This is a genomic window from Micromonospora lupini str. Lupac 08 (assembly GCF_000297395.2).
Taxonomy (GTDB): domain Bacteria; phylum Actinomycetota; class Actinomycetes; order Mycobacteriales; family Micromonosporaceae; genus Micromonospora; species Micromonospora lupini.
Genome location: NZ_HF570108.1, coordinates 506639 through 522312, shown reverse-complemented (window position 1 = coordinate 522312; position 15674 = coordinate 506639). Strand labels below are relative to the sequence as shown.

General features: G+C 73.2%; 16 protein-coding genes. 6 read left to right on the top strand and 10 right to left on the bottom strand.

The features are described 5' to 3' along the window. The first annotated feature begins 112 nt into the window (after positions 1 to 112). Positions 113 to 1195 carry a septation protein SepH gene (gene sepH / locus MILUP08_RS03650; protein ID WP_007454833.1) on the top strand — a complete coding sequence of 361 codons (1083 nt, stop codon included), beginning with the start codon at positions 113 to 115 and terminating at the stop codon, positions 1193 to 1195. Between the two features lie 56 nt (positions 1196 to 1251). On the opposite strand, the gene thpR is transcribed toward sepH, so the two are convergent. The 5 genes from thpR to MILUP08_RS03625 form a co-directional block, all read right to left on the bottom strand. Beyond that, entirely contained in the window at positions 1252 to 1830 is a 579-nt protein-coding gene (gene thpR, locus MILUP08_RS03645) for an RNA 2',3'-cyclic phosphodiesterase (RefSeq protein ID WP_007454831.1), read from the bottom strand. Positions 1831 to 1841: 11 nt separating this feature from the next. Continuing rightward, entirely contained in the window at positions 1842 to 2351 is a 510-nt protein-coding gene (locus tag MILUP08_RS03640; RefSeq protein ID WP_007454829.1) for a hypothetical protein, read from the bottom strand. Positions 2352 to 2488: 137 nt separating this feature from the next. Continuing rightward, complete coding sequence (locus MILUP08_RS03635; RefSeq protein ID WP_007454827.1) at positions 2489 to 3772, bottom strand: MFS transporter; 1284 nt, start codon at positions 3770 to 3772, stop codon at positions 2489 to 2491. A 72-nt stretch (positions 3773 to 3844) separates the two neighbouring features. Further along, a complete protein-coding gene (locus MILUP08_RS03630) occupies positions 3845 to 4294 on the bottom strand; it encodes a MarR family transcriptional regulator (RefSeq protein ID WP_007454826.1) in 450 nt (149 codons plus the stop codon). A 115-nt stretch (positions 4295 to 4409) separates the two neighbouring features. Continuing rightward, complete coding sequence (locus MILUP08_RS03625; RefSeq protein ID WP_039907221.1) at positions 4410 to 5888, bottom strand: NCS2 family permease; 1479 nt, start codon at positions 5886 to 5888, stop codon at positions 4410 to 4412. Positions 5889 to 5977: 89 nt separating this feature from the next. On the opposite strand from MILUP08_RS03625, the gene MILUP08_RS03620 reads away from it, so the two are divergent. Then, entirely contained in the window at positions 5978 to 6223 is a 246-nt protein-coding gene (locus MILUP08_RS03620; RefSeq protein ID WP_007454822.1) for a DUF2530 domain-containing protein, read from the top strand. Between the two features lie 29 nt (positions 6224 to 6252). Here MILUP08_RS03620 and MILUP08_RS03615 read toward each other — a convergent pair whose 3' ends face one another. Further along, positions 6253 to 7182 (bottom strand): DUF3027 domain-containing protein, encoded by a 930-nt coding sequence (locus MILUP08_RS03615; protein WP_193376564.1) that lies wholly within the window; start codon positions 7180 to 7182, stop codon positions 6253 to 6255. Between MILUP08_RS03615 and MILUP08_RS03610 the strand changes: the two genes are divergently transcribed. Both MILUP08_RS03610 and MILUP08_RS03605 read left to right on the top strand, forming a co-directional pair. After that, on the top strand, positions 7181 to 8791 hold the full coding sequence (locus tag MILUP08_RS03610; RefSeq protein WP_007454819.1) for an MFS transporter: 1611 nt from the start codon (positions 7181 to 7183) through the stop codon (positions 8789 to 8791). The genes MILUP08_RS03615 and MILUP08_RS03610 overlap by 2 nt on opposite strands. After that, a complete protein-coding gene (locus MILUP08_RS03605; protein ID WP_007454818.1) occupies positions 8788 to 9438 on the top strand; it encodes a futalosine hydrolase in 651 nt (216 codons plus the stop codon). Before MILUP08_RS03610 ends, MILUP08_RS03605 begins: the two co-directional genes overlap by 4 nt. A gap of 53 nt (positions 9439 to 9491) precedes the next feature. Here MILUP08_RS03605 and MILUP08_RS03600 read toward each other — a convergent pair whose 3' ends face one another. Next, positions 9492 to 10379: a helix-turn-helix domain-containing protein gene (locus MILUP08_RS03600; RefSeq protein WP_007454817.1), complete on the bottom strand. Its 888-nt coding sequence runs from the start codon at positions 10377 to 10379 to the stop codon at positions 9492 to 9494. 575 nt (positions 10380 to 10954) lie between these two features. On the opposite strand from MILUP08_RS03600, the gene MILUP08_RS03590 reads away from it, so the two are divergent. After that, complete coding sequence (locus MILUP08_RS03590; RefSeq protein ID WP_007454815.1) at positions 10955 to 11785, top strand: 1,4-dihydroxy-6-naphtoate synthase; 831 nt, start codon at positions 10955 to 10957, stop codon at positions 11783 to 11785. Here MILUP08_RS03590 and MILUP08_RS03585 read toward each other — a convergent pair. Together MILUP08_RS03585 and MILUP08_RS03580 are read right to left on the bottom strand one after the other, a co-directional pair. Then, positions 11746 to 12132, bottom strand: a complete 387-nt coding sequence (locus MILUP08_RS03585; RefSeq protein ID WP_007454813.1) for a cold-shock protein — start codon at positions 12130 to 12132, stop codon at positions 11746 to 11748. The two genes, MILUP08_RS03590 and MILUP08_RS03585, sit on opposite strands and share 40 nt — an antisense overlap. Positions 12133 to 12159: 27 nt before the next feature. Further along, positions 12160 to 12783, bottom strand: a complete 624-nt coding sequence (locus tag MILUP08_RS03580) for an HAD family hydrolase (RefSeq protein WP_007454811.1) — start codon at positions 12781 to 12783, stop codon at positions 12160 to 12162. Between the two features lie 83 nt (positions 12784 to 12866). On the opposite strand from MILUP08_RS03580, the gene MILUP08_RS03575 reads away from it, so the two are divergent. Continuing rightward, entirely contained in the window at positions 12867 to 15350 is a 2484-nt protein-coding gene (locus MILUP08_RS03575) for a helicase-associated domain-containing protein (RefSeq protein WP_007454810.1), read from the top strand. Between the two features lie 58 nt (positions 15351 to 15408). Here the strand turns inward: MILUP08_RS03575 and MILUP08_RS03570 are convergent, their stop codons facing one another. Beyond that, positions 15409 to 15645: a hypothetical protein gene (locus tag MILUP08_RS03570; RefSeq protein WP_007454809.1), complete on the bottom strand. Its 237-nt coding sequence runs from the start codon at positions 15643 to 15645 to the stop codon at positions 15409 to 15411. Positions 15646 to 15674: the final 29 nt, after the last annotated feature.

The window sequence follows — 15674 nt, the reverse complement described above, 5'->3', positions numbered from 1 at the left end:
CATGCGGGGTGTCGCTTCCCCCACCCCGAGACAGATGCGCGTACGGTGGTCCGAGACGCCTGGGTGGCCGACTCGTGGCGTGCGGCCAGCGAAGCGGGACGGAGGCAACGCTATGCGCCCAGTACGCTTCGTCGCCCTCTCCGAGGACGGCCAGGCCCTGGTGCTCGCCGACGAGGTGGGGCGGCTGCTCGCCCTGCCGATCGACGAACGCATCGCCGGCGTGATGCACCCCGAGCCGGGTGCCCCGCCGCTCGCGGTGGCACCGACCACGGCCGATCCGATTCCCTCACTGTCTCCTCGGGACATCCAGGCCCGCATTCGCTCCGGTGAGTCCGCGGAGGATGTCGCCCGGATCGCCGGGGTGCCGGTCGACCGGGTGCTGCGCTACGCCGGCCCGGTGCTTCAGGAGCGGGCGATGCTCGCCCAGCACGCCCGCCGCACCCGCCTCAAGGGCGCGGAGAAGCCCACCCCGCTCGCCGAGGTGGTCAACGGCCGGCTGAGCCAGCACGGCATCGACACCGAGAAGATCTCCTGGGACGCCTACCGGCGTGACGACGGCACCTGGCGGATCATCGCCACCTGGCCGTCCGGCAAGGCCACCGCGCAGGCCATCTGGGACATGGACAAGGCCCGGCAGGTGGTCACGCCGCACGACGACATGGCGCAGTACCTGTGCGCCGAGCGGCCCACGCCGATCCTCGGCCAGGAGCCGGCGCCGGAGCGGACCGGGCACGGCCTGCCCGGTCCGTCGCGTGGCGAGCCGAGCCGGGGTGGGCACGGGTTGCCGGCCGCGTCCGAGCACCCGCGCCCCGGCCGCGATCCGATCCGAGCTGGCCGGGACGCGCTGCTCGCCTCGCTGGACCGCCCGCTCGGCGGCTCGTCGGGTCGTGGCCTTGAGCCGCGCACCCCGGCTGCTCTTGCCGGGTCGGACGCGCCTCGGCAGCGGCCGGTCGGTGGCGGCGCCGCCGCGCTGCTCGGCGGCGGCCAGGGCTCGGCCTTCGACGACGACTCGGACGCGCCCAAGGAGGTCCCGGCCGTGCCGTCGCTGGCGGTGCTGCGACCCCGCCGGACGGGTACGGCAGCAGCGGCGGCCTCCGGCGAGTCCACCGACGCCAACGGCAAGCCGCGCAAGCGCCTGCCGAGCTGGGACGACGTGCTCTTCGGCACCGGCCCGGCCGCCCGCGAGTCCTCCTGACGCTTGAGACGTCGGCGGTCGGCTGACCCCGAGTGGATCACGCCTGGCTCGACGAGTCAGAGCGGCCAGGCGGCGAGGCGGTCGTAGCGCGGCCGGAGGCCGAGGTGGCTGCGGACCAGCACCAACTCGGTCGCCCGCCACTCCGGTCCCTGGTAGTCGTTCAGGGCGACCCGGTCGGCTTCCACGGCCGCCGGGGCCACCCGGTCGCCGGGCCGGGCCACTGTCAGGTGCGGGCGGAACGGCCTGTCGTCGTACGGCAACCCGGCGTGGCGCAGCCGATCGCGGATCAGCCGGGCCAGTGCGTGCAGCGCCTCGACGTCGCCCCGGACATCCGTCCAGAGCACGGTGCGCCGACCGTCGCCGAACACGCCGCCGCCGCCGAGACTCAGCCGGGGCGAGGCGTCCCGGTCGTCGCGGAACCACTGGGCGGCGAGCCCGAGCGCGCTCTCCACGTCGGCCAGGCGGGCGGCCTCGACGTCACCGAGGAAGGCCAGGGTGAGGTGCAGGTTGGCCGGGTCGGCGAGCCGGACGGCCGTGCCGGCGGTGGCCGCCGCACCGACCCGCAGGCGTACGGTCCGGGCACCGAGGTCCTCGACCGCCGCGACGGGCGGGTAGACGGCGACGAAGAGCCGCATCGGCCGGCCGGTCAGCGGTGCCGTTGCCGGTGCCCGGCCCGGGCCGCCGGCAGGGTCAGACCGGCGGCGTGCAGCACGCCCTCCACCCGGATCCGCTCGATCTGCTGGTCGACGCCGCTCAGCTCGGCGAGGTGCTCGGTGATGCCGAGGGCGCGGCAGGCCAGCCGGAGCCGGTCGTCGTACGCCTGGAGCACCGCACCGTGCCAGACCATGGACCGGGCGTTGCCGCCGAGCCGTTGACCGCCGAGGCGGCGCAGGTCGGCGGCGAGCTGTTCCAACGGGCGACGGTCGGTGCGGTCGAACTCGCTGAGGTCGATGTCACGGGTCAGCGCGTCGGCTTCGATGGCCCGGTCGAGGCGGGCGATCGTGCGGCGCTCCCGCCTGCGCTCGCGCCACTCGGACCAGCCGCAGACCACCCGGTCGATGATCTCGTCGGCGCAGAAGAGCAGGGCGAACGCCGCCGGGAGGCTGGCCACGGCGAGGAACGCCAGGGCAAGCATCAGCGCGCGTTCGACTCCCACATATCGACGCTAAGCCCCGTCGTGCCGCCCCGCCAGCGAATTGGCCGCATCCGCGCTATCCGCCGATCCGGACGTCCCCGGGTTCTCCGAACGTGCGCAGGGGCCCCGTTCCGCTCGGAAGGGGCCCTTCGCGCAGGTCAGCAGTCGGCCGAGGTGACGTAGAAGCGGGGCATGGGCAGCACCCGGAAGCGCAGTCGCGCACCGGAGCGGCGCAGTTGCCAGGTGAGCGCGATCAGCGCGGTGGCCAGCGAGATCAGTCCGCCCATCCAGATGCTCGCGCCGGCGCCGAAGTGCTCGGCGACCCAGCCGATCAGCGGTGCGCCGACCGGGTTGGTGCCCAGGAACACCAGCACCCACAGGGCCATCACCCGGCCGCGGAAGGCGGCGTCCACCCCGAGCTGGACGCGCTGGTTGGCGGCCTGGGCGAAGAAGACCATGAAGAAGCCGGTGGGCACGAGCAGCACCACGACCAGCCAGTACGTCGACGCGAAGCCGACCAGGGTGCCGAAGCTGGCGCAGGCGATCGCGGCGCCGAGCACCAGCCAGACCGACGGCCGGCTGCGCCGACCGGTGCCGCTGAGCGCACCGCACAGCGCGCCGACGGCCAGCGCGGTGCTGAACAGGCCGAAGGAGGCGGCGCCGGTGTGGAAGACCGTCTTGGCCAGCGCGGCCAGGGTGAGCTGGAAGTTGAACAGCGACATGCCGATCACCGACATGACCGCCATCGGCAGCAGCAGGTCAGGCCGGCGCCACACGTACCGCAGCCCGTCGACGACCTTCGCGGACGCCCGCTCGTCGCGCGGTGGGAGCGCGTCGCGCTGCAGTTCGCTCGTCCGCATCCGGACCACGTTCACCAGCGGCGCGATGGAGCTGACGGCGGTGAAGAGGAAGACCGGGCCCACGTCGAAGGCGGCGATGGCCAGGCCGGCGACCGCCGGGCCGACGATCCGGGCGGAGTTGAACACGGCGGCGTTCAGCGACAGGGCGTTGGGCAGCAGGGGCGTGCCGACCAGCTCGGAGACGAACGCCTGGCGGACCGGGGTCTCCACGGCGTTGGCCGTGCCGAGCAGCGCGGCGAACGCGAAGACGTGCCAGAGCTGCACCAGGTCGGTGAGCACCAGCAGGGACATCCCGAGCGCCAGCACCGTCCAGAAGGCGTTGGCGGCGAAGAGCAGCACCCGCTTGTCGTACCGGTCGGCGAGGCGGCCGGAGAGCAGGGTGAGCAGCAGCACCGGGGTGAACTGCAGCGCGGTGACCACGCCGAGCGCGGTGGCCGAGTTGTCGGAGAGCTCGAGGACGAGCCAGTCCTGGGCGATGAACATCATCCAGACGCCGACCAGTTTGATCAGCTGCCCGGATGCGAAGAGCCGGTAGTTGCGGACCTGCAGGGACTGGAACATCGTGCTCAACTTGGCCTGCACTCTTGGTGCGCCTCCTCCGGACGTACACGTCATCGACAGGTGACGGCACGGCCCGGTGGCGCGGGCGCGGGCTCAGGCGCGAGCGAGCTGCTGGAGAATCTCGGCGGCCCTGTGCAGGGTCTCCCGGTCGTCCTCGTCGAGCGCGGCCAGCCGGTGGGCCAGCCACTCGTCGCGGGCCCGCTCGAACTGGTCGAGCACGGCCTGCCCTCCCTCGGTAGCCGCGAGGATGACCTGCCGGCCGTCGGTCGGGTGGGGGGTCCGTCGCACGAGGCCACGGTCCTCCAACTTCGCGACGATCTTGGTCATCGTCGGTGGCTGCACCCGTTCGACGTCGGCCAGTTCCCGGGGCGTCATCGCGCCCGCCAGCCGCAGGCTGGTGAGCGCGGAGACCTGGGTGACCGTGAGGTCGCCGACCGGCCGGGCCCGTCGGACCCGCCGGTTGAGTCGGGTGATCGCATCTCGCAACTGGGGAGCCAGCTGCGCCGGTGGCACGCGTTCCGCCGTCACCGTCCGCTCCGTCACGTTAGTTAGCTTAACTAATGAGCCTGGCTAACGACATCCGTTATGACCAGGCTCACGAGGATGTTTGTGCTGTTCCGGGCGGGGAATCACACTCGACTCCCCGCCCGGACGGCCGTCAGAGCACAAGCGACTCGATGGGCCCGCGCAGGAAGTACAGCACGAAGAGCGCGGCCACCCCGTACAGCAGCGGGTGGATCTCGCGGGCCTTGCCCCGGGCCAGCTTGACCACCACGAAGGTGATCAGGCCGGCGCCGATCCCGTTGGAGATCGAGTAGGTGAACGGCATCAGCACGATGGTGAGGAACGCCGGAATGGCGATCTCGTAGTCGGACCAGTCGATCGTTCGTACCGCGGTCATCATCAGGAAGCCGACCACCACCAGGGCCGTCGACGCCGCCTCGAACGGCACGATCACCACGAGCGGCGCCAGGAACATCGCCAGCAGGAAGAGCACGCCGGTGACCAGGCTGGCCACGCCGGTCCGGGCGCCCTCCCCGACACCTGCGGCACTCTCGATGTACGACGTGTTGCTGGAGGTGCTCGCCGCACCGCCGGCCGCCGCCGCGATCGAGTCGACGAGCAGGATCTCCTTGGCCTTCGGCGGGGTGCCCCGCTCGTCGAGCAGGCCACCCTCCTGGCCGACCGCCACCATCGTGCCCATGGTGTCGAAGAAGTCCGTGATCAGCAGGGTGAAGACGAACATCAGCACGACCACCCAGCCGGCCCGGCCCCACGAGTCGAGCACGTTGAACTTGCCGAGCAGCGACAGGTCCGGCACGTCCACCACGGTCTTGGGCAGCTCCGGCACGTTAAGCGCCCAGCCCTTCGGGTTGGGCTTCCCGTCGACGAACGACGGGCCGATGTTGGCGACCGCCTCGACGATCACCGCCAGCACGGTGGAGGTCAGGATCCCGATCAGGATCGCCCCCTTCACCCGACGCACCACAAGCACCAGCGTGAGCAGCAGGCCCACCACGAAGACCAGCAGCGGCCAGCTCACCAGCTTGCCGCCGATGCCCAGGCCCACCGGCACCGTGGTGTTCGCGACGTCCGGGATCCGCCGGACGAAGCCCGCGTCCACCAGACCGATGATGGTCAGGAAGAGGCCGATGCCCACGCCGATCGCCGTCTTCATCTGCGTCGGCACCGCGCGGAACACCGCGGTACGCAGGCCGGTGAGCACCAGCACCGCGATGATCACACCCTCGATCACCACCAGGCCCATCGCGTCGGCCCAGGTCATCTCGGGAGCGATCTCGTACGCCACCAGGGCGTTGACGCCCAGACCGGCGGCGAGCGCCAGCGGGAACCGGCCGACCACACCCATCAGGATGGTCATCAGGCCGGCGACCAGCGCGGTCGCCGCGGCAAGCGCCGGAATCGGGAGGGACTTGCCGTCACCGTCGACGGCGCCGCCCAAAATCAAAGGATTGAGCACCACGATGTACGCCATCGTGAAGAAGGTCGCCAGGCCACCGCGTACCTCACGGCTCAACGTCGAGCTGCGGGCGGAGATCTCGAAGAACCGGTCGAAGCCGTTACGCGGGTGAGCGGGGTCGGGAGGTGTGCCGTTCTCGGGCGGCGCTACTGCCATCAGGTCCTCGCAGGTGATCTTCCGGTTTGTCGCGCGCATCGTCCCAGATCAGAAGCGGGCAGGGGAAGTTGATCGCGTACGCTTGCCCGATGCCGAACGACCAGCCTCCGCGTCCCGCGCCGCTGGACCCGCCGATGGTGCCGTTCGCCGTCGCCGGGCTGATCGCCTGGGCGGTCGTGGGGCTGGTGCTGCTGGTGTTCTTCCGGGGCTGGCTGACCGAGCACGATCACGAGAACTGGCTCTGGACCTGCCTGGCCGGTTTCCTTTGGGGGTTCCCCGGCCTCGCCGTCATGCTGCGTCACGACGCCAACCGACGCCGCCGCCGCGCGAACTGAGCGCACCCGGCCCGCGCCGGAGCGAATGCTCAGGGGTGCCCGTACGGCTCCGCCGGCTCGGCTGCCTCGACCGAGCCCGGGGCACGGCTGACCGACATGGCCTCCACCGCGCTGTCGTCGTACACCGTCGGAAGATCCTCCACCGCGGTCTCGGCGGCCTCGATCAGCGTCTCGGAGTGGGCGCCGCACCCGTGGTCGGCGCTTACCACCCGGCCGTCGTCCGGGGCGTAGAAGTTGCCGCAGGCGCCGAACGCCTGTCGCAGCGAGCCGGCCAGCGGCAGGTAGAAGCCGCAGGTGCCGCAGCGGGCGGCGGCCGGGGCGGCGGTGGAGATGGCCGCCGTCGGGCCGTGGTCGCCGTCGTACCAGCGCTGCGCCGCGTCGGCGCGCCCCTCCCGGGAGAGCACGCGGGCCCGGCCGAGACCCAGCTCCCAGGCCGTCTCCTCGACCGCCGGGTCGTCGGAGAGCAGATAGCCGGGGGCCAGCCGCTCGTCCTCCGGGGAGGTCGGCAGCAGGTCACCCGGGCCGAGGTCACCCGGCTTGAGCCGCTCCTGCCAGGGCAGCCAGCCGGGCGCGAGCAGCGCGTCCGGGCCGGGCAGCAGCACCGTCTCGCAGATGGTCACCGTCTTGCTGCGCGCCACGCGGGTGACGGTGACCGCCCACCGCCAGCCGCGGTAGCCGGCGAGGAGGCACTCGAAGTAGTGGGTGACCAGCCGTTCACCCTCGGCCACGACCTGCAAGTGGTCGCCGACGTCGTCGGCGTCGACCTCGGTGATGCCAGCGCGGGCCACCTCGACGGCGGCGGCGCAGACCTGGTCGAGACGGGCGGCACGGGTGGAGACGGGCCTGGTCACCCGACCATTGTTCCCCATGCTCCCCGCAGGGGTGACAGGGACTCCCGGGGAACCTTTCACCGCAGTGGTGCGGCGTACCTGGATCAGATGGGCGAGGATGGTGCACATGCCGCCGTACTCCCGCTCCGGGCGATCCGTCCTCGGGCGGACCGTCGGCACCGGCATTCGGGCCGTCCGCCTGCTCCTACGTGGTTCGGTGGGCAGCGGCCGCTGGGTGACCCGCCGGGCCGGGCGGGCCCGGGCGCGGGGCGCTGGCGGCGAGGTCGGCATGGTCCGCCTGTTCGACCTGCATGCCGTCTCGTGCGCGGGCGACACGCTGATCGCCATCGGCCTGGCCGGGACGATCTTCTTCAACGTGCCGCTGGGCGAGGCCCGCAGCAAGGTCGCGCTCTATCTGCTGGTGACCATGGTGCCGTTCGCGATGCTCGCCCCCGTGGTGGGCCCGCTGCTGGACCACTTCCGACACGGCCGGCGGTACGCGCTGGCCGCCACCATGCTCGGCCGGGCGTTCCTGGCCTGGCTGATCTCCGACTACATCCACGGCTTCGGGCTCTATCCGGCCGCGTTCGGTGTGCTCGCGCTGTCGCGCGCCTACGGCGTGGCCCGGTCCGCGGCGGTGCCCCGGCTGCTGCCGGAGGGGCTGGGCCTCTCCCAGGTGGGCGCGCGGGCCAGCGTCTACGGCACGGTGGCGGGTGCGCTCGTCGCGCCGATCGGGTTGGCGGCCTTCTGGTTCGGGCCGCAGTGGCCGCTGCGCGTCGCATCGGTGATCTTCCTGATCGGCATGGTGATCTCCCTAAGGCTGCCGCCGAAGGCGGACTCGGAGCCGCCGGAGCGGGTCCCCCGCGCGTTGCGCGCGCTGGGCCGCCGCAAGGACCGGCCGCTGGGCCGGGGCCGACCCGCCGGGCGACTGGTGATCGCCACACTGGTCGGCGCCGCGACGCTGCGCGCCGTGTACGGCTTCCTGCTGCTGTTCCTCGCCTTCGCCATCAAGAAGGGTGACCTGACCACCGGCGTGTTCGGCCGGGACCTGGGCGCGGAGTGGGCGCTGGGGTTGATCGGCGCGGCGCTGGCCGTGGGCAGCTTCCTGGCGACAGCCGTCGGCACCCGTCTGCGCATCCACCGGCCGACCGCCATCCAGTCCAGCAGCATGATCATCGTGGCGGGTGTGGCGGTGCTCGCCGTCATCCAGTTCTCGCTGCTGATGGTGGCCCTGCTCTGTCTGGTCACCGCGCTGGTCAGTGGGGTGGCCAAACTCGCCGTGGACGCCTCGATCCAGGAGCGCATCCCGGAGCGGCTACGGGCCAGTTCCTTCGCCCACTCCGAGACGGTCCTGATGCTCGCCTTCGTCGTGGGCGGCGGGCTCGGGCTGGTTCCGTTCGACGGCCGTACCGGCATCGCCGTCGCCGCCGGCGTGGGCATCCTGGCCGCCGTCCGGGGGGTGTTGGTCGCCGCCCGACTGCGCGCCGAGAAGCTCGCCGGCCGGCCGCTGGGCGACGACGAACTGGCCGAGGACGAGCCGATGGCCGAGCCGGTGGCCGAGCCCGCGGACGTGGCCCCCACCTCGCCGGCTCCCACCCAGGCCAACCCACCGCGGCAGGACGAGCCGGGGCTCGCGCCGCCGGGCTACCACATCTACCGCCCCTCCTCGGCGGTGGGCGGCCCGGGCGGCGGAGCGGACGACGAGACCCGCCGGGAGTCCCCCGGCTCGCTCTCGTGACCGGCCTGCTGGTGGTGACCGCGGTGCCGGCCGAGGCGGACGCCGTACGCGCCGGCCTGACCGACACCAGCGTCACGGTCGCCCCGATCGGGGTGGGCCCGGCGGTCGCGGGCGCCGCCACCGCACGGCTGCTGGCCCTGGCCGAGGCGGCCGGCCGACCGTACCGCGCGGTGGTCAGCGCCGGCGTGGCCGGCGGCTTCACCGGGCGGGCCGCCGTCGGCGACACGGTGCTCGGCACCGCGAGCATCGCCGCCGACCTGGGCGCCGAGTCACCCGACGGCTTCATCGCCGTCGACGACCTGGGCATGCCACCCGCGCTCCTCGGTGGAGGCAGCGTCATGCCCGCGGACCCGGGCCTGCTCGCGGCGCTCCGGGCGGCCCTGCCGTCGGCCACGACCGGCCCGGTACTCACCGTCAGCACGGTCACCGGCACCGCCGCAAGCACCGACGAGCTGCGCCGCCGGCATCCGGAGGCGGTCGCCGAGGCCATGGAGGGGTACGGGGTCGCGGTCGCCGCCGCGCAGGCCGGGGTGCCCTTCGTCGAGCTGCGCACCATCTCCAACCCGATCGGCCCCCGCGACCGCGACGCCTGGCGGCTGCGCGAGGCCCTCAGCGCGCTCACCACAGCGGCTCCGGCACTGCGCTGACCCGTGGCCCGGCTGAGATCCGCGTCGCAGGCGCCCACCTCGGGGAACGACCGTCAGACTTCGAGCATCAGCGCCGACGGTCGACTTGCCTGCAGCTCGAACCCGCAGGCCAGCAGAAACTGCACGTCGCCGGCCTCGGCGATCGCGTGGGCGGCCCGCAGCCCAGCCGCAGCCATCTCCTTGGCCAGCAGCTCTATCAGACCCCGCCCGATGCCCAGAGTCCGCAGGCCGGGAGCCACGACGACGCCCTCCAACACCAGCTCACGCTGATCGCCCCACTCCTCGCCCAAGAGAAGATCCACGCTCCGCTCGTGCGCCCTCAGCTCACCGACCGGCCCGGCTCCGGGCACCTCGGCGAGAAGACGCCAGGAGGTGGCCGGCAACCCCTCGGACGTACGCCGAAACCGCACCCGGGCACGCGTCCAACTCCGCCGTCGCCGCTCGTCCCGACGAGCCCGGTTCAGGTCATAGGTCAGTTCGGGAACGCGGACCGGCCACAACCGCGACGGGAGCGTGTACGAGTGCACCCACCAGGCGGCCGGCCAGTCCTTGAGGGTCCGGACCCGACGTACGTCGAGGTGCGCGGGGTAGCGGCGACCGGCCTCGTCCCGCATCTCTTCCGGCTGCTCGCCCGGTGGCTCAACCGGCGGCTCCTCGTCGAGCGCGAGCGGTGACTCCCCGGCTGCCGTGAGGCGGCTGTCGCCGGTTGCCGCCCAGCGGGAGTCGCCGGGCAGCCCGAGGACGAGTTCACCCCCGGCCGCCCTGATCAGCCGCTCCACTGTCCGGAACGCCGGTCGGGCGTCCTGCCCCGCCTCGATGCGAGCCAACGTGCTCTTCGGCACCCCGGACCGCTCGGCCAACTCGCGCTGGCTCAGGTCGGCACACCGGCGAAGTTCCCGTAGGGCCTCCCCCAGGTCGATCACACCTCTGCCGATAGCCACCCATCCATGGTTTTCATTCAGCCTCGCGTCGTCAACAGGGCGTCATCCATCTGTGGATAACCCTGTTGATAACACCGCCGCGCTGTGCGCGGATCCCCTTGCTGAGCGCCTGTAGAGGTGCCCCATTGATGGGGCGAGTCGTCCTCTTCCTCATCGAGCCAGAACCGATCAACCTTCACCCGGTGCGGACGCGCCGAACAGCCGGAGACGCCTCCGGTACCACCCCCGGCCCGGCCTGTGAGCCGACTATTCGAGAACCCCGGGCAGGCACCCGCCGTTCACCGGCACCCCGCACCACCGCCCGTCACCGGCGCCCACCGCACCACCGCCGTCACCGCATCCACACCACCGCCCTTCACCCCGCCCGCCGTCACTGGCACCGTGCCCCACAGACGGGGCAGCTCTACAGGAGGGAGGCAATGCCCGAGCACCCCGGGGCGGCTGAACGTCGGCGGCAGGCTGGCGTGCAGGCGGCAGGCGTGCACGCGTGCAGGCTCGGACCCTGTTCAGCGGGCAGCGTCACAGGGCCCGGACCGCGCCGGCCGGGTGCGCGCGGGTGGGGCTAACGTGAGGGCGTGGCGCTCTCCCTGGCGATCTCGCCCTGCCCCAACGACACGTTCGTCTTCGACGCCCTGGTGCACGGGCGGGTGCCCGGCGCACCGCCGGTCGAGGTGACGTACGCCGACGTGGACGTCACCAATACGGCGGCCGAGCGGGGCGCGTTCGACCTGGTGAAGGTGAGCTACGCGGCGCTGCCCTGGCTGCTCGACGACTACCACCTGCTGCCCTGCGGGGGCGCGCTCGGTCGCGGATGCGGGCCGCTGGTCCTCACCAAGGGTGACCGCGCCGACCTGGCCGGCGCCACGGTGGCGGTGCCCGGCGATCGGACGACCGCCTACCTGCTGTTCCGGCTCTGGTCGGCCGGGCAGCCACCGGCCCGGATCGAGGTGGTTCCGTTCCACGAGATCATGCCGGGCGTCGCGGCTGGTCGCTACGACGCTGGGCTGGTCATCCACGAGGCCCGCTTCACCTACCACCGGCACGGGCTGACCGCGCTCGTCGACCTCGGCGAGTGGTGGGAGGCCGACACCGGGCTGCCCATCCCGCTCGGCGCGATCCTGGCCCGGCGCGGCGCGGTCGACCCGGTGGCCGCGGCCGGCTGGATCCGCGAGTCCGTCCGGCAGGCCTGGGCGGATCCGACGGTCAGCCGGGAGTACGTCCTCGCGCACGCCCAGGAGATGGAACTCGACGTGGTGGACCGGCACATCGGTCTCTACGTCAACGAGTTCACCGCCGACCTGGGCGAGGCCGGCTTCGCCGCGGTGACGGCGCTCCTCGATCGCGCCGCCACCGCCGGCCTGGTGCCTCAGACCTCCAGCTCGCGCGCCACGGCGTGGACCAGCTGAGCGATCTTCTGCGCCGTCTTCTTGTCCGGGTACCGGCCCCGGCGCAGGTCCGGCTGGACCTTCGCCTCCAGCACCTTGATCATGTCCTCGACGAGGCCGTGCAGCTCCTCGGCCGGCCGACGCCGCAGCTCCGCCATCGACGGCGGCGCGTCCAACAGCTTGACGCCCATGGCCTGCGCGCCCCGGCGGCTGTCCACCACGCTGAAGTCGACCCGCTGACCACCCTTGAGGTCGGTGACGCCCGCCGGCAACGCGGCCTTGGGCAGAAACACGTCGCCGCCCTCGTCACTGGTGACGAAGCCGTATCCCTTGGCCGTGTCGTACCACTTCACTCGACCCGTAGGCACCTGAAAACCCCTGCTTCACTTGAGCCGCTACTGCTCCCAGGCTAGCTGGATCATGCCGTCGAGCGCCGCTGGGAATCCGATGAGATCGTCCAGCACCACTTTCGCCCCGGCCGCGCGCAGCTCGTCGGAGGAGCACGGCCCGGTCGCGACGGCGATTCCCGGCACCCCGGCCGCAGCAGCCGCGACCATGTCCGCAACGTGGTCGCCGACGTAGTGGGTCGCGCCGTGCTCCCGTAGCGCGGTCGCCTTCTGCTCGGCGAACAGGTCACCGGCCAGCTCGTCGACAGTGAGACCGAGGTGCTCGAGGTGCAGCCGGGCCAGCCGGCCGATCTTGGACGTGACGACAAGCACACGGCCTCCCCGCGTGCGGACGGCGTCGAGGGCCTCCCGCGCTCCCGGCAGCGGGAGCGTCGGGGTGATCGCGTACGCCGGATACAGCTCGCGGTACACCCGCACGGCCGACTCGACCTGCTCCGGCGGGAACCAGTGCGCGATCTCGGTGCGCAGCGGCGGCCCGAGCCGGGACACGGCCAACTCGGCGTCGACCGGCACACCGGTCCTCGCGGTCAGCGCCCGGTACGCCGCGGCGATGCCGGGGCGGGAATCCACCAGGGTCATGTCGAGATCGAATCCGACGGTCAGTGCGGGCATGTCGAGAAACGTACCGGTGACCCCGGACCGGCCGGACGTCCGAGGGGCGCGACAGCCCCACCCCGGGCTAGCGTGGAAAGACGATGACCACCTCACTCGCCGACCACCTGCGGTCGCTGCCCGACGAGTCGCTGGCCGCGCTCCTCCAGCTCCGGCCGGACCTCGTCGTGCCCGTGCCCGCCGACGTCTCCGCCCTGGCCATCCGCGCCCAGTCCCGGGTCTCGGTGGCCCGCGCCCTGGACGGGCTGGACCAGTTCACCCTCCAGATCCTCGACGCAGCCCGGCTCACCCGACACCCGGACGAGGGCACCACGGCCACCGACGCCGTGCTCGCCATGGCGACCACCGGGCCGCACCCGCCGGCACCGACGGCCGTCCGGGCCGCCGTGAGCCGGCTGAGGGCGCTTTTTCTGCTGTACGGCCCCGAGCACGCCCTGCACGTGGTGCCCGCCGTCGACGAGGTCTCCCCGTACCCCGCCGGGCTCGGCCGACCCGCCGCGGAGCTGGACCCGCGCACGGCCGCGCTCTGCGCGGACCCGGCGAAACTGCGCCGCACGCTGCTCGCCGCACCCCCGTCGGCCCGGGCGATCCTGGACCGGCTGGCGGCCGGACCACCCGTGGGCAGTGTGCCGCCGGGCGCGTTGCAGGCGCCGCCGATCGGCGCGCAGGACGCCGTCCTCGCCGACCCGACGAACGGTGGCGCGCCGACCGGCTCGCCGGTGCGCTGGCTTGTCGACAACCGGCTGCTGGTCGCGGTCCCGGCCGGCTCGTCGACGGCCGGCGGCACTGTCGAGCTGCCCCGCGAGGTGGGCCTGCTGCTGCGCCGCGACACTGGCCCGCTCGGCCCGTTGCGCACCAGCCCACCGCCGGTGGCCACCCCGCCCCGCGAGCCGAAGGCGGTCGACTCGGCCGGCGCCGGGCAGACCATGGAGGTGGTCCGGCACACCGAGGGGCTGTTGGAGCAGCTCGCCGCCGAACCCGCGCCGGTGCTGCGCTCGGGCGGCATCGGCGTCCGGGACCTGCGTCGGCTGGCGCGTACCGCCGGCCTGGACGAGCCGACCACCGCGCTGCTGCTGGAGGTGGCGTACGCGGCGGGGCTCGCCGGCGAGCTGGAGATGCCCGGTTCGACAACCGGCAGGTACGGCGCGGATCAGCAGGTGCTGCCGACCGGCGGGTACGAGGTGTGGCGGGCCGCCTCACTGGCCCAGCGGTGGGAGCACCTGGCTCGCGCCTGGATGACGATGACCCGGCAGGTCGGCCTGGTCGGTCGGCGTGACGACCGGGATCGGCCGATCACCGCGCTGTCCGCCGAGGCCGAGCGGGCCAGCGCCCCGGCCACCCGGCGGGCCGTGCTCGGGGTGCTCGCCGACCTGGAGCCGGCGACCGCGCCCGCCCCGGAGGAGGTGCAGGCCCTGCTGGACTGGCGGGCGCCACGGCGCAGCCGGGGTCGGGAGGCCGCCCACCGGGAGGTGCTGGCCGAGGCGGCGCAGCTCGGCGTGACCGGCCTGGGGGCGCTCACCTCGTACGGGCGGTTGTTGCTGGGTGAGCTGACGTCGGCCGACGAGCCGGGCGGCGACCCGCTGGGGTTGCACGCGGACGCGGAGAGTGGCGACCCGTCGAGTGCCGCGCGGGCGTTGGACGCGCTGCTGCCCGCCCCGGTCGACCACTTCCTGGTGCAGGCCGACCTGACAGTGGTGGTGCCGGGGCCGCCCGAGCCGGCGCTCGCCGCCGAGCTGGAGGCGACCACCGAACCCGAGTCGGCCGGCGGGGCCAGTGTGCACCGGGTCACCACGGCGAGCGTGCGGCGGGCGCTGGACGCCGGTTACACGGCCGACGACCTGCACGAGCTGTTCCGGCGCCGGTCCCGCACCCCGGTGCCGCAGGGGCTCAGCTATCTGGTGGACGACGTGGCCCGTAAGCACGGTGGGCTGCGGGTCGGGTCGGCCGGGGCGTACCTGCGCAGCGACGACGAGGCGCTGCTCACCGAGGTACTTGCCGACCGACGGCTGGAGTCGTTGACGCTGCGCCGGCTGGCGCCGACGGTGCTGAGCACCCCGTACCAGGTCAGCCGGATGCTTGGTGCGCTGCGGGACGCCGGGTACGCGCCGGTGCAGGAGGACGGCACGGGCGGCACGATGCTGTCCCGCCCCCGGATCCGGCGTGCTCCGGCGCGGGTCGCGGTGACCACCAGGACCCTCGATCCGCTGGCCGCCCCGAAGCTGCCGATGCCCCGACTGCTCGGGGTGGTGGAGCACATCCGGCGGGGCGACGCGGCGGCGCGGGCGGCCCGTCGGGCGCCGGCCGTCGTCCGTGGCGGGGCGGCGGGGCTGGGCGGAGGCCCGGTGCCGGCGCACACGCACAGCGAGGCCCTCGCCGTGCTTCAGCAGGCGGTCCGTGACAAGGCGCTGGTCTGGGTCGGTTATGTCGACGCGCACGGGGCGACCGCGTCCCGGCTGGTCAAGCCGGTCTCGATCGGCGCCGGCTACCTGCGGGCCGAGGACGAGCGGACCGAGATGCTGCACACCTTCGCACTGCACCGGATCACGGCGGCGGTCCTGGCGGACTGAGCACGGGGCAACGCCGCCGCCGGCCGTGCTCGGTCAGCGGCGGCTGCCGCGTGCTCGGTCAGCGGCGGCTGCGCCGGAAGGTGCCGACCACCGACACGATCAGCAACAGGGCGAAGCCGGCGCCGGCGGACTCACCGACCGAGTCGACGAAGCCCTGCCGCAGCACCAGCCAGCCGAAGAGGAACCATGCGACGAGGAGCGCGGCCGCGAGGGCGTACGCGACCACTGTCGCGCGGGACACCTCGTCGGATGGCGCCTGGTCATGCTCTGCGATCACGTCACGGTCGACAGTCATGCCCAGCCTCCCCGCCCGGTGCGGCCCTG

Bases quoted from the DNA above. Each gene is read 5' to 3' on its own strand.
- sepH (WP_007454833.1), top strand. From the start codon at position 113: ATGCGCCCAGTACGCTTCGTCGCCCTCTCCGAGGACGGCCAGGCCCTG.
- thpR (WP_007454831.1), bottom strand. From the start codon at position 1,830: ATGCGGCTCTTCGTCGCCGTCTACCCGCCCGTCGCGGCGGTCGAGGAC.
- MILUP08_RS03625 (WP_039907221.1), bottom strand. From the start codon at position 5,888: ATGGCAGTAGCGCCGCCCGAGAACGGCACACCTCCCGACCCCGCTCAC.
- MILUP08_RS03620 (WP_007454822.1), top strand. From the start codon at position 5,978: ATGCCGAACGACCAGCCTCCGCGTCCCGCGCCGCTGGACCCGCCGATG.
- MILUP08_RS03610 (WP_007454819.1), top strand. From the start codon at position 7,181: ATGCCGCCGTACTCCCGCTCCGGGCGATCCGTCCTCGGGCGGACCGTC.
- MILUP08_RS03615 (WP_193376564.1), bottom strand. From the start codon at position 7,182: ATGTGCACCATCCTCGCCCATCTGATCCAGGTACGCCGCACCACTGCG.
- MILUP08_RS03580 (WP_007454811.1), bottom strand. From the start codon at position 12,783: ATGCCCGCACTGACCGTCGGATTCGATCTCGACATGACCCTGGTGGAT.
- MILUP08_RS03575 (WP_007454810.1), top strand. From the start codon at position 12,867: ATGACCACCTCACTCGCCGACCACCTGCGGTCGCTGCCCGACGAGTCG.
- MILUP08_RS03570 (WP_007454809.1), bottom strand. From the start codon at position 15,645: ATGACTGTCGACCGTGACGTGATCGCAGAGCATGACCAGGCGCCATCC.